This window comes from Citrobacter sp. Cf136 (genome assembly GCF_030333815.1).
Classification (GTDB): domain Bacteria; phylum Pseudomonadota; class Gammaproteobacteria; order Enterobacterales; family Enterobacteriaceae; genus Citrobacter; species Citrobacter freundii.
In genome coordinates, this window is sequence record NZ_JAOWFE010000029.1 from 428,350 (window position 1) to 441,488 (window position 13,139).

Here is a 13,139-nt window from a genome sequence, read left to right on the forward strand (position 1 = left end):
GATTAAAACAGTTTGTAGACAATGTTCAGGATGGTCAGCAGACCAATCACGGTAACAAACACGTTATCCAGACGGCCACGGTATTTCGCCAGTGATGGCGCTTTACGGATGGCATACATCGGCAGCAGGCAGAGCAGAGAGGCAATAATCGGCGCGCCCATTGCTTCAATAAGGTCCAGGATGTTCGGGTTGGCGTAAGCCACAACCCAGGTGGAGCCCATGATGAAGATCATGCTGATGGTGTTCAGTTTGCCGGCGGAAACTTTGGTCTTATCGCCTTTGTAACCAAACTTCAGCACCAGACCGTTCAGACCTTCCAGCGTACCCAGGTAGTGGCCGAAGAACGATTTGAAGATAGCAACCAGGGCGATAATAGAAGCACCGTATTCCAGAACGGTCGCGAAGGTGGACTTCGTCCCGGACAGTGAAGCGAAGTGGTTCGCCAGATAAGACAGTACTGGAATGTTCTGCGCTTTCGCATCCGCCATGTTTGCCGGAGACAGCGTGAACAGGCAGCTAAAGGCGAAGAACATTACCACCGCAACCATCAGCATACTGGCGCGGGAGATGATTTTAGAACATTTCTGCTCGGTAAATTCGCGACCGAAATCTTTCTCATACTCTTCGCGTTTAGAGACCACGAAGGAAGAAACGATTGGCGAGAAGTTGAAAGAGAACACCATGATGGAAATACCCAGCCATACGGTAACCAGGATGCCGTCATGGCCAGTCAGAGCGATATTGCTGATATCAACCTGATCGATAACCGCTGAGTTCCAGTAAGGAATCAGTGACAGAGAGATAAGCACCAGGCTGGCAATGAACGGCCATACCAGGTAGCTCATCACTTTAACCATCAGATCTTTACCAAACCAGATAACGAATGCCATCAGCAGCAACAGGAACAGCGCCACAAAGCCACGGTTCAATGCTGGCATTTGCAGTTGGTTTTCCCAGAAGGTCATAAAGGTGTTGGTAATGGTGACGCCATAAATCCACAGCAGCGGACAAATCGCAAAGAAGTAGAGGAACGTGATAACCACGCCGCCCGTTTTACCAAAGTGCTCTTCAACCGTTTCTGTGATGTTACCGGAAGGATTAGAACCGGAAAGACACAGGCGTGCCAGCGCACGGTGGCAATAGAAAGCGATTGGGTATGCTAACACCAGCATGATCAGAATGGGGATCAGTCCGCCAAAACCTGCGCGGATAGGGAAGAACAGCACCCCAGCGCCGATGGCTGTACCAAATAAACCCAGTGTCCAGGTGGTGTCCGATTTGCGCCAGGACGACTGTTTTGTCTGGCTGGATACAATGCTATCAGTAGTACTCATATCCTATCCTCAACGAAGTATATTAAGCGTCAACTAAACCAGTAATTTGAGATACACGAGAAAGGTCGATATTACCGCCAGAAATAATGCTGACTGTTTTTCTGTTCTGGATATAGCTATCTAATTTCCCGCTTAATAATGCTGCGCATGCCAGCGCACCGGCACCTTCAGTTACAACTTTATTTCGCTGAATTAATGCCACCATGCTGTTGCGAATTTCATCTTCGCTGACCAGGACAATGTCATCCACCAACTCACGAACGATTTCATACGTTAAAGTACCCGGGCGAGAGACGTCACAACCATCCGCCAGGGTGCCGGTCGTTCGGTGCGTGGTTATTTCTCCAGCGTGGAAAGAAGCCGCCATGCCGTGAACGTTTTCAGACTGCACGCCAATAATTTTAATGGTCGGGTTAATAGATTTAATTGCCACCGCAATACCCGCAATCAGACCACCACCGCCAATTGGCACAATCACGTTATCGACATCGTACAGGTCTTCCAGAATTTCCAGACCAATAGTGCCCTGTCCAGCAATAACTTTCGGGTCATCATATGGTGGAATAAAGATACGGCCTTCCGTTTCCACAATCTCGCTAACCTTAGCGATGGTGTCGTTGAAGTTGTCGCCATGCAGCACAACTTCCGCGGAATAATCGCAGGTTGCCGCTACTTTAGACTTCGGTGCGCCTTTCGGCATCACCACTTTGCCGTCGATACCGAGCATGGCGCAGGAGAGAGAAACCCCTTGCGCATGGTTACCTGCAGAGCAAGCCACCACGCCCTTCATTCTTTCTGCTTCTGTTAAGGAACTGAGCTTGTTAAAAGCGCCACGGATTTTAAATGAACCGGTACGCTGCATGTTTTCAAACTTGAGGAAAATTTCCCCTTTGCAACGTTCACTAAAATAGTTAGAGCGAGGCATTCCCGTTTTATAAATTTTCCCCGCCAGTCTTTTTTTCGCTTCGAGGATATCTTCAATTGCAACTGGGAGATCGTATGTAATGTGCATTAGAACCTCTTACTAGGGTATTAAAGTAAATAGATAGCCGTGACCATTGTCAGATATAGACAGATGGCGTTTATTTTTTGTTAAAACAATTTCAATCTTTAATTAATTTCAATTAATTGCCTTCGTCTCCGACAATTATATGATGAATACTCTTTGGCTAATTCCACCAAAATAGATGCTGCTTTTTTAATTCGATAATTTTTCGACCACACGGCGGCATAACGCGCGACGGGTAAGGTTTCTTGTACCGGGATAGTAATAAACTGGTTTGAGCCAAACGGTGTGGTCATATCGCAGGGAATTACTGTTAAGAAATCAGCATTGAGAACAAGATTATAAATGGTGACGACGGAGTCAGTATTAACGATGTTTTCACTGCTGATGCCATTATTCTGTAACGTGGTAAGAAGTTCGCTGTAGTACCCCATATTCGTTTGTGGCAACACCCACTGTTCGTTTTTCAACGCGCTCAGCGAGGTGATGCCGGTGCATGTTCGGGACTTGCTGGCAACCAGGATAAAGTCTGACTCAAAGAGCGGCTCCACATGCAGATCGTGCAGTTTCATCTCATCGCTCAGCGTACCGATGGCAAAATCCAGACGCCCGTCACGGATTGCCGGTAAGAACGAGGAGAGCTGAGCTTCATACATAGAAACCTGTGCTTTCGGGAATACCTCTTTGAATTTTTTAATCATGCCGGACATGATGGTGAAGGCAATCAGTGAAGGAAAACCAAACGACACATCAACGACCGCATTGCTCGTCATGCTGTTCATCTCATCAACCATGTTTTTCATTTCACGGGTAATTGATTCAGACCATGAGAGCATCACCTGACCTGCCTGAGTCAATGTCACACCAGTATTTTTACGCACAACTAACTCAATACCAAAATAAGCCTCAACATCGTTGATGATTTTACTGACAGCGGGTTGAGTTAAACCTAATTCTTTTGCAGCTGAGCCGATAGAACCGCTTCTAATGACTTCCTGAAAGACCACTAAGTGCTGTGTTTTAGGGAGTGTAATAGTATTCATATCGACCTGCGTTAATTACTTTGTTGACGGCAGGAAGTGTACCAAATTAAGCAAACAAGGATATGTGCTACCCCTCACAAATCCCCTTGACTTACATTTTGTAAGACTATTATAAAAAATGAAACCACTTATAAATCATATGGATATGAAATACATATCTCACTTTACCCTGACTTTAATCAAAAAAAGATGGGGGGATAACGATTTTTTATGGCTATAACATCGCCATTTTATCTGTTATTTCTAAAAACCAGGAAAGGCTATATTTCAATCAATTACAGCGCAATTATCGGGCAGAATGACACTTAAATTTAATGAGTAATTTATCAAATATAATTATATTTCACCGTTTGTGGTGATTAAATAACGCCATGCATCACATTTTTTCGCCATATTTGTTTGTAAAGAAACATTGCGTTTATTAAAATTCAATCTAGACAATACAAATAATTATCATATGCAACATTGTATTAACACTAATTTTGTACACTTTATTAGCGCGTAATTTTGTGATGGCGATCGATTGCGTTCGATTATTCTCGATAAAAACGTATCGCTCAGCGTTTTGTGCTAGTCATCACAAAACCAGAAATCTCTTTTAGAGACCTATATACCATTTGTATCCAAATCGTCTCAATTATCATCTTCCGGCAGTAGTTACTCAAAAAAGAAAGCTACCAGGAAATGAGTGCGGAATAGAGTCTCGAGAAAATTTCCATGTCAGTTAACATGCGCACCTGACGACGCTAACGGTGATGGAGGGGTATGGCTAATTGGCGAGTGTTTCTTTACGGCAACAGAGGGTTCCCCCCATCGGATAATCGTTAGTCCCTCGCCCCTTTACTGATACTCGCAAGAAGACAAAGTTTGCTCAAGTCAATGCTTTTTAAAGTCATTTTCTTTACATGGATAAAATACCTCTATAGGGGGATATACATTCTAATTTTTAAGTGTTCTAAAAATTCATTTCACACATTTCCTTTTTAGCTAAGTTTTTGAAATTCGCATCTGCTATTATTTATTTAGGGAGACAACTGAATAATAAAACATTGAATATGATTTAATTTATTCAGCAAATGATTCATCCCTATCAGTTGCTATGCCGATTTTAGCGGTTATCCGCATTTATATTTTATAAGGATTAAGATTAATGAAACTTGTCAAATCAATTAATAATATTCACTTAGGAAAGGATTTCAAATTAAAGTTTGGTGAAAACGATCTGACACTGGATCAAGGTTTCATGTCCGTAGGCGGTAAACTGCCAGCGGCACACGATCTGGTGACTCCAGAACTGGATGTTTTTAAATTACCGAAAGGTGTTAGGAAGATTATTTACACCGTACCATCACTAGATACACCAGTTTGTGAGTCCCAAATAAAACAACTCAGTGAGTCTCTAACTCATGAGGATGTTAGTACTACAAAATATTATGTCATTAGCATCGATACTCCATTTGCTCAAAGTCGATTTATCAAAGAGAACAATATCAGTCCGAAAATCCAATTTGTCTCGGATTATGCAAACCATCGCTTTATGATTGAAACAGGATTGCGGATTATTGAATTAAATCTTTTCGCCCGCTCAGTGATTGAGTGTGATGAAACTGATACAGTTCTGAACGTCACAATCCCTGTCGACATCACCCATATCCCTTAAGTTATTTGCGTACTCCTGGTTGTACAACGCCCGACGACGCATCATAAGACGGTTGAATTCATTTTGAATTTCAGGTTCAACGATATTACCGGACCTGATCGGGTGTTTTTTTAATCGCATGTATCTTTTTTACTCTGTATGCATGGCTTCCATCACTCATAAAATCCCCTCACACAATTCAGAAGATACCTTTCGTTGATCGTGCTTTTTTATGACACCTGAGATGGCCATAACTCAAATATTGAGGTTTTAGTTAATGCAATACTACAGCACCAACTCTGTATATTAATATCAGCTGTAATTTTTTCACTATCAGACCAACTCTCTCAAATAATCATAGAAAAAATCATTACTTGATAATATGTATATTAACCACATAAAAACAAAGGTGCTGCAATGCAAAATTCGATGAACCAAAGAAAATGTTCAGACATGGTCAATTGTAAACAACAAAGTGTGAGTAATAGTAACTATTATCAATCAACCGAAGGCGTAGTTTTAAATCATCTCTACGTTGCCAATACAACACTCATCAAATTAAGCAAGGGAGAACTCACCATTAACTCCAGCAATAATGATATGCTGAAATGCACTGGAGAAAGCCTTATTCTTATCGAGAAAAACCAAACAATTAACATAAAGTGCAGTGATATCGATAATCATTTAGAATTCAAACTAATCGATATTTCATATGAGTTAATGAGTAAAATGTACTCATTGCTGATCACCGGTAACAAACTGGAATATATGTCAGGCGCGCACAAAAGCATAAGCTCGCGCATGCTTTGTTCACCGTTGCGTCCAGGGATGAATGAAGCCTTTGACAATGTTTTTGGCTGCCTGCAAAAATCAGAGCGCAGTGAGTGTGGGCATTGCACACGCTGTGACACCGGAACTGAAGGTTCACCGCTGGATTTTACGTTAATGTTTCTGCTTTCGGCCTTTACCGCTCACGAGGACGGTATTGGCATACTAACTCGTACGGTTAAATCAAGCCTGAGAGAAAAAGTATATAATATGGTGAAAAATGCTCCATCCAAATCATGGAGCCTGGACGATGTTGCAGCCAGGCTGTATATGAGCCGTTCCACACTAAAACGTAAACTTGCGATAGAACAAACATCCTTCAGCGAGATCTATCTCGATGCCAGGATGTGTATGGCAGCAAGGCTACTACGTACAGGCGATTATAATATTACTCAGGTTTCGGTGATGTGTGGATACAACCATACGTCTTATTTTATCACCACATTCAAGAAATACTTCCAGATGACCCCTTATACTTTTATGAGTCTGGTAAACCACTGAAAGTACGCTTCACTATCAATACAATGGCAAACGTTAATCTAGTAGAATTGTCTTCATCAAGACCCTTGACCTTTCCATTCCTACAGTAACTAAGCACCCTCATCATAGCCAGAACCCCGTTAATAATTATACTTTAGCGGGACGAGGGCATTCGCCACCTTCTCCTTCATTATTGGCTGCAGACCAACTAAACAGGCAATAGATAAATCGACGCACTTTCATGTCGATGCTCATTACCCTATCAACTACAGATTCTCACATTTTCTATTTGTCAATCTGGTAAGCCTTATAAGCTAAGGAGGTTAATATCTTCAGTGCTCATACTATTAAAAAAACATACCAGAATGAAACGCAAAATATTACACATTTAGCCCAACCCTCTGTTGAGCCATTGTCATTCACCATTCAAAAGATAATATGACCACATCCCTTAAGTGCGCTGATTAGCACTTACAGGTAATCACAAAAAGTTAATCCCTGGAGTTAAAATGAAAAAACTATTTATTCTTGGAGCACTGGCTTCGGCGGTAGCATTCTCTTCTGTCGCATCAGCAAACAGCGGTACAATTAATTTTACCGGTACGATTACCTCTGCAACCTGTACGGTAAGTCCGGTTGTGGGAGGTGGTGTAGCAAGCTCAATCGATTTGGGAACACCGGGCACGGATTTAACCGCAGCCAAAACCGTCCAATTTTCACTGACGCCAGCAGGCCCTTCTGCCGCCGACTGTCTGGCTAAAACCGCTGCTGACGTGAGCTGGAGCGCACCAAACATGGATGCAGCAGGACTGGGTAACAGCGGCGGTTCGGCAACCGGCGTATCCCTGCAGCTAAAAGCCAAGAATGCCGCTACAGCTGACGAACTGGTGACCGACACCAACCGTACTATTGCATATGCAGGTACTGGCACCCCAGCCACACCTTTGACAACGTTTGACTATGAAGCTCAGTTGGTTAAAACGGTTAAAAGCGGTACGGTCAAGGCCGGTAGTTTTGCCACTTCAGCATCCTATACCGTAGCCTATAAATAATCGTATTACCCTCATGCGCCTTTGGGCTGCATAAAATATGCAGCCCGTTTATTTTACAGTTGAAATAATATATAACATGCTTAAAAATAAAATATTATTACTACTGATTTGCTCTGCATTACAGCCTGTATTTACTGTAATGGCAGATGATGAATTTAACATGAGTTTTATTCGTGGTGGTGCACAGGATGAATTACCAGAAGTCTTTGATAAAAACGTTAACTTTGTTCCTGGTGAATATCTGGTTGACGTTGAGGTTAATGGCGAAAAGGTCGGTAGCGGTTTTATTACCGTTACCGACAGCGAAAAGCAAGCTCTTTGCCTGGCAAACGAATGGTTACGCGAACAAGGCGTTTTTATCAAGGAGGACTTTTATGCACAGGAATTCGACGCAACCCGAAAGTGTTACGTATTAAGCAATAATAAAACAACAAAAGTTGAGCTGGATAATAGTACACAAACGCTGAAATTACGTATTCCTCAGGCAGCCTTGTTGTCTGGCGAACGTAGTCAACGCCCTTGGGATTATGGCAATTCCGGATTTCAATTAGCATACAACGCGAACACCAGTAAAAGCTCAGGGCAACAGCGTACTAACTATCTGGGTGTGAATGGTAATGCGAACATTGGCAAATGGGTGCTTTCATTTACCGCAAATGCCACCGATGAAAGTGGTTTTAACACCAGCGATCTACGTTTAACCCGTGCGTTGGAATCCATTAAGGCCGATCTAAGCATTGGGCAGGCACAGAGTACCTATAGCCCGTTAATGAATGGTTTTGGTTTTCGCGGGATTCAGTTGACCTCGAATGCGAACATGTCGTCATGGTTAAGCAGAACCTATGCACCTAAATTGCAGGGAATTGCAACCAGTAATGCCAGGGTGACCGTAGAGCAAAATGGGCGCGTATTAGAATCTATTGTTGTCCCCCCGGGGCCGTTTGAAATTAACAATCTGGGCGCAATCAGTAGCGGGGATCTGATTATGACCATTACGGAGGAAAATGGCAGTAAAAGAACAGAACATTTTCCTGTAACCATAATGGGTAACCTCCTGCGCCCCGGTGCCATGGATTATGGTTTGGCCGTGGGTAAAAAAATGGCGGGCAATAATAAAAGTTCCGCCGATGGTACCTTCGGGCTGGGCAGCCTGGATTACGGCTTCAACTATGCAACGTTTAACTCAGCATTGTTGTTGAGTCAGAACTATCAAAACATGGGCATTGGTAGCACCCATTCGCTCGGATGGTTTGGCGCATTATCGACCAGTTTGAACCTGTCAAAAGCCAGGTTTAAACAGAAAGATGAACAGAAAGGGTATAGCGCTTCCGTTAAGTATGCTCGCTCACTAACCGATACGACAGATTTACAGTTAATCGGCTACCGGTTTACGGACCGCGGATATGTCGAGTATGCCAATTATGATTACCTGAGCTACAGCACGGATGAGTTTAAGTCAAAAAATCGCTATGAGGCGATCCTGGCTCACCGTATACCGGAACAAAATATTTATCTCAGTATGAACGGATGGATGCAGCAATATTGGGATAAGCCACAGGAGAGTGGAGTGAATTTTATGCTCAGCAAGTCATTTAGCCGCTTTTCGGCCTCGCTGAGTGGAAGCTACAGTAAGAGAGGGGAGAATGGCGGAGAATATATGACCAGCCTCTCCTTTAACATCCCGTTCAGTGCATTCGATGTGATGCATTATAGTAATACCTCGATGACCTATACCCGTGAAGGCGGAATGAGTTATATGGCGGGTAGCTCTGCAAATCTTAACGATCGACTGAGTTACAACGTTAGTATGAATCGAGACAATAACGGAAATAATATTTCGTTATCCACTGGCTATGCTTCGGATTATGCCCAATTAAACAGCATGTATTCGAAAGGTTCTACCAGCCAAAACCTGAGCTTGCAGATGAGCGGATCAGTACTGGGGATTTATGGTGGTGGGCTGATGTTATCACAGAATAGTAATGGTACGCTGGCAGTGATTGACATGGATGGAATTAGTGGTGCGGTAATTAATGGCGGCCTTCCGACAGACAGCAACGGGAGAGCGGTGATCTCTTTGGCGAGTTATTCACCGAACTCTATTAATATCGATGTCGATAAGTTGCCAACAGATATTGAAATACAGGGCAATGTGATTAATGTTATACCAACCGAGAAAGCTATTATCTACAGGAAGATAAAGTATCGCCGTGTTCATCACTATATATTACGCGTTTTTAGTAAAAATAAGTACGTCATTCCTATGGGAACAATTGCAAAGGATGATGCAGGCAAGGAAGTGGGTTTTGTCAGTAATGGTGGCGTATTGTTACTTAACGTTGATAGTAAAGTAAAAAATATCGCACTCGATCAGTGTGTCATTAATTTAGAAAAATTGAGTCCAACCAAGAGAACAATTCAAGATGTTTACTGTAAATAACAAAATCAAAGCTTTTATTGCTGTTGCCATGCTATCTGTAAGCCTGAGCAGTAATGCCGCGTTTAGCCTTAATGGGACTCGCTATGTTTATGAAGGTGGGAAAAAAAGCCTGTCCGTAATGGTCTCTAATGAAAGCGAGCAAAAATATGCCGGACAGGTATGGATTGATAATGACAACGAAAAAGATAAAGACGTTTACTTCACAACCAGTCCAACATTTTTTAAAGTAGACCCGAAAAGCAGACAGACGATCAGGATTCTGGATATCAACCCTAATCTGCCGCAAGATCGTGAGACGTTAACTTGGCTTAATGTACAGGAGATCCCACCGGCCCCTAAATCAGGTGGAAATGTTCTGGCTATTGCGTTGAACACTCGCGTTAAGTTGATTTATCGCCCACAAACGCTGGTCGATGGGCGTAAAGAAGCAGAAAAGCAGGTCAGGCTGTTAAAGACTGATGGAAAATATTTTCTTGAAAACCCCACTCCCTACTATTTTGCTATTACAGGGATAAAAGTGAATGGTAATGAGGTAAAGCTCACTAAAAATGAAGGGGCACAGCTAGCCAAATTTGCGCCGTTTAGCAAAGTACAGATCAGCAACTCATTAACCGGGAATGTGTCGGTGAACGCGATTGATGATTACGGCGCAAATAATCAATATCAGGTTAAGTAAATGAGAAAAATATATTTTTGTTTTTTTTTGCTATCAATACTAGCAGCACCTTCAGCATATGCAGGGTGTTTTGCGGCGGGTAATGCAGCTTACTATTGGGGATCGCCTTCTAGCAAAATAGAGGTTTCTTACTCGCAAAGCACACTCACGACAGAGACTGTTGCGGGTACAAGGATAGGAACAATGAAGGTAACCTTTAGCTGCCCATATTATGTCGGACCAAATTCCTGGCAAATTGATCAGTACTTAGGAGGTTCCGCAGGATATATATATGTACCACTTCCAGAATTTAACTTTATCAATAATAATAGATTAGAGCATAACAGTGGATGGATATATTTAGCGCCAGAAGGAATAGCGTCTTCTAAAGCTAAATTCTTTGATAGAAATGGTAACTCTTGGAATTTCCCAAATATTTTCTTAGAATTTTCAGATGCTCTGGGTGGAAACCCAAGAAACAATACTGGTCCGACATTTACTTATGGCATATATACCAACAGAAGTATTGGAGGTAATGTTGCATCCAATAGTAAAATTATATCAATGATGACTTCAGCTACCGGAAACCAAATAACCTACAGATCAGGCGGACTTATTCCAGGTAATAAATCCGTAACACCTAATGTAACAAATAATAGTGTTACACTGAATTATACAAATACGGTAACATGCTCTGTCACTAGTAATGCAAATAATATTGACCTTGGTGTTGTAAACATAAATGGAGATTTAAACAAACCACTGGCGACTATAGTTCTGAGTATGAGATGCGGTTTGGGACTTAGTGGTGGGAATATGACATCAAATTATTCATCATTTATAATCCCCGGCTCTACAAGAATTATCATTGATTCCCCGGATGCACAAAACATTTATAATGGTGATTTTATGCTTCATGTTGGAAACGGATGGGGGTTGAGGTTTGATACAAATAAAAGCCAGATTTTAAATATCAATGAGCTCAATAATATCACTATACCAGTTTATCCCTACAAGTATTGGGCCGATCCAGGACGTAGCGCAGACTGGAAGGGGGCTGTAAATTTCATTATTAATTATAACTAGCTGGGCGAGATATAATGCGGATAACATATACCTTCATGGCCCTACTATTATTTATACCCGTGGATGTACTGTCTAAAAGTACAACCGCCACGGTAAATTTATCGGTTAAATTCCGAGAATTTACATGCAATATAACCTCCAGCAGAGGGAATAATTTAAGCTTTGGTGATGTTAATATTACAACCTTAACACTTACTGAAGGACCGGAAATCGAAGCCGATTTGACGTTAACGTGTCGTCTTGATAGCGCCACGCCAGAGTTAACCGGGAATAACGCAGTCACAGCTTTGCAATCGGCGAATTTGCGTTTCACCTCCCCCGTAAGTACCGGGGGGTCAGGAGGCGCTTTTTTAGATGCCGGGCATAATGTTGCGATCCTTCCCTTTTTCAATAATGCCCGGATGCAGTTTAACTCCGATTATAATTTAAAAGCATTGAGTGGTTCGGGTTATAAATTAAAATTTAAACTTGTTAAAAAAAGTAGCAGTGGAACGATATCTTCAGGTTCGGTATCCGTCGTACTTAACGCTGAGCTGACTTATACATAGAGTGCAAATATGACAAGAGTATTCCTGTTTACACTGCTGCTATGCGGTCATAGCGTCTCGGCCAAGACCAGCACATTAAGCATAACCGTAGGGGCAAGCCTAATTATTCCGACCTGTACATTAACTGCCCCTGCGGTGATTAATTTTGGGGATATTAACAGAAATGATTTTTTAAATGGTAACCCAGATTTACGAATCAGGAATTTTGATATTACCGCATCTTGCCACAATGCTTCACGGGTCGAGTTAATGTTTATTCCACGAAATGGCATAGTAAGCGGTAGAAATGATGCAGCATTAACCAGTAACGCCAGTGTAATGTATACAGTTTCATTGACAGCCATGGGGGTTAATAATGTTAACTTTAACAGTAATATAGTTTGGCCATCACCAGGGACGACATCTGTCAGGATGCTCTTGGGTGCAAATGGTGCGATAACCAAAGGGGTTTTTAACACCTCAATGACAATTCAGTTAACTTATATCTAATATAAGGATGAAATATGAAAAAAGTAATTCCGGTCGTTTTTCTGCTGGGTATATCTCCTTATTCTTATGCCAAAACGGCGGATACAACTGTCGCAATTAAAGCCAGCGTAACAGGCGCTACCTGTAATATTGTACCAACGCCTACTGAAATTAACTTTAATACCCTGACCGCAGGAGATATCGGCAATAACAGAATTGCCGCCAAAGAGGTAAGTCTAGCCCTGGACTGTGACTGGATTGCTAAAAATGTAAAAGTGACATTTACCCCTACGGAAGGTACCGTTACCGGCAACACCAGCGTAATGCGCTCGGGTAAAACGGGTTTAGGATTCAAGCTCCAATTTGCTAATACTGCGGGAGGTACATTAACTGATACCCCCTTTGGCGTAGAGCAAACCTGGGCAAGTACGACGACAACAGCATCACCTTACAATTTAGGTGGTAAAATTGCGCTTAAACCATTCTATATCAGCGGCGAGGATATCGCAGCCGGTAATGTTGATACCAACCTGGCCATTAGTGTTCAGTATGATTAAGGA

Annotated in this window: 12 protein-coding genes; 9 read left to right on the forward strand and 3 right to left on the reverse strand. The window is 42.2% G+C overall.

Features of this window, described 5'->3' with window-relative positions; translation table 11 throughout:
• Positions 1-2: 2 nt before the first annotated feature.
• The 3 genes from tdcC to tdcA form a co-directional block, all read right to left on the reverse strand.
• Positions 3-1,334: a threonine/serine transporter TdcC gene (gene tdcC / locus OGV98_RS02615; RefSeq protein WP_003024875.1), complete on the reverse strand. Its 1,332-nt coding sequence runs from the start codon at positions 1,332-1,334 to the stop codon at positions 3-5.
• A gap of 22 nt (positions 1,335-1,356) precedes the next feature.
• The gene (gene tdcB / locus OGV98_RS02620) at positions 1,357-2,346 is read right to left on the reverse strand and encodes a bifunctional threonine ammonia-lyase/L-serine ammonia-lyase TdcB (RefSeq protein WP_003024877.1); all 990 of its coding nucleotides are present in this window, start codon (positions 2,344-2,346) and stop codon (positions 1,357-1,359) included.
• Positions 2,347-2,444: 98 nt separating this feature from the next.
• A complete protein-coding gene (gene tdcA / locus OGV98_RS02625) occupies positions 2,445-3,383 on the reverse strand; it encodes a transcriptional regulator TdcA (RefSeq protein ID WP_044714476.1) in 939 nt (312 codons plus the stop codon).
• A gap of 1,150 nt (positions 3,384-4,533) precedes the next feature.
• On the opposite strand from tdcA, the gene OGV98_RS02630 reads away from it, so the two are divergent.
• From OGV98_RS02630 to OGV98_RS02670, 9 genes are all read left to right on the forward strand, one after another.
• Positions 4,534-5,043, forward strand: coding sequence for a redoxin family protein (locus OGV98_RS02630; protein ID WP_003845298.1), 510 nt, complete (start codon positions 4,534-4,536; stop codon positions 5,041-5,043).
• A gap of 396 nt (positions 5,044-5,439) precedes the next feature.
• Positions 5,440-6,351 (forward strand): helix-turn-helix domain-containing protein, encoded by a 912-nt coding sequence (locus OGV98_RS02635; protein WP_200058405.1) that lies wholly within the window; start codon positions 5,440-5,442, stop codon positions 6,349-6,351.
• A 488-nt stretch (positions 6,352-6,839) separates the two neighbouring features.
• Positions 6,840-7,382: a fimbrial protein gene (locus OGV98_RS02640; protein ID WP_060854949.1), complete on the forward strand. Its 543-nt coding sequence runs from the start codon at positions 6,840-6,842 to the stop codon at positions 7,380-7,382.
• 76 nt (positions 7,383-7,458) lie between these two features.
• On the forward strand, positions 7,459-9,822 hold the full coding sequence (pefC, locus tag OGV98_RS02645) for a PefC/AfrB family outer membrane usher protein (RefSeq protein WP_202580977.1): 2,364 nt from the start codon (positions 7,459-7,461) through the stop codon (positions 9,820-9,822).
• Positions 9,806-10,498 carry a fimbrial chaperone gene (locus tag OGV98_RS02650; protein ID WP_003842067.1) on the forward strand — a complete coding sequence of 231 codons (693 nt, stop codon included), beginning with the start codon at positions 9,806-9,808 and terminating at the stop codon, positions 10,496-10,498. The genes pefC and OGV98_RS02650 overlap by 17 nt, the downstream gene beginning before the upstream one ends.
• A complete protein-coding gene (locus OGV98_RS02655) occupies positions 10,499-11,563 on the forward strand; it encodes a hypothetical protein (RefSeq protein ID WP_210943523.1) in 1,065 nt (354 codons plus the stop codon).
• 35 nt (positions 11,564-11,598) lie between these two features.
• Entirely contained in the window at positions 11,599-12,111 is a 513-nt protein-coding gene (locus OGV98_RS02660) for a fimbrial protein (RefSeq protein WP_237665911.1), read from the forward strand.
• Positions 12,112-12,120: 9 nt separating this feature from the next.
• Positions 12,121-12,600, forward strand: a complete 480-nt coding sequence (locus OGV98_RS02665; protein ID WP_003845290.1) for a fimbrial protein — start codon at positions 12,121-12,123, stop codon at positions 12,598-12,600.
• Positions 12,601-12,614: 14 nt separating this feature from the next.
• Positions 12,615-13,136 (forward strand): fimbrial protein, encoded by a 522-nt coding sequence (locus OGV98_RS02670; protein WP_003842060.1) that lies wholly within the window; start codon positions 12,615-12,617, stop codon positions 13,134-13,136.
• The last annotated feature ends 3 nt before the right edge of the window (positions 13,137-13,139 follow it).

Coding starts and splice junctions, on each gene's coding strand:
- tdcA (WP_044714476.1), bottom strand. CDS start 3,383: ATGAATACTATTACACTCCCTAAAACACAGCACTTAGTGGTCTTTCAG.
- OGV98_RS02670 (WP_003842060.1), top strand. CDS start 12,615: ATGAAAAAAGTAATTCCGGTCGTTTTTCTGCTGGGTATATCTCCTTAT.
- OGV98_RS02660 (WP_237665911.1), top strand. CDS start 11,599: ATGGCCCTACTATTATTTATACCCGTGGATGTACTGTCTAAAAGTACA.
- pefC (WP_202580977.1), top strand. CDS start 7,459: ATGCTTAAAAATAAAATATTATTACTACTGATTTGCTCTGCATTACAG.
- OGV98_RS02630 (WP_003845298.1), top strand. CDS start 4,534: ATGAAACTTGTCAAATCAATTAATAATATTCACTTAGGAAAGGATTTC.
- OGV98_RS02640 (WP_060854949.1), top strand. CDS start 6,840: ATGAAAAAACTATTTATTCTTGGAGCACTGGCTTCGGCGGTAGCATTC.
- OGV98_RS02650 (WP_003842067.1), top strand. CDS start 9,806: ATGTTTACTGTAAATAACAAAATCAAAGCTTTTATTGCTGTTGCCATG.
- tdcC (WP_003024875.1), bottom strand. CDS start 1,334: ATGAGTACTACTGATAGCATTGTATCCAGCCAGACAAAACAGTCGTCC.
- OGV98_RS02665 (WP_003845290.1), top strand. CDS start 12,121: ATGACAAGAGTATTCCTGTTTACACTGCTGCTATGCGGTCATAGCGTC.
- OGV98_RS02635 (WP_200058405.1), top strand. CDS start 5,440: ATGCAAAATTCGATGAACCAAAGAAAATGTTCAGACATGGTCAATTGT.
- OGV98_RS02655 (WP_210943523.1), top strand. CDS start 10,499: ATGAGAAAAATATATTTTTGTTTTTTTTTGCTATCAATACTAGCAGCA.
- tdcB (WP_003024877.1), bottom strand. CDS start 2,346: ATGCACATTACATACGATCTCCCAGTTGCAATTGAAGATATCCTCGAA.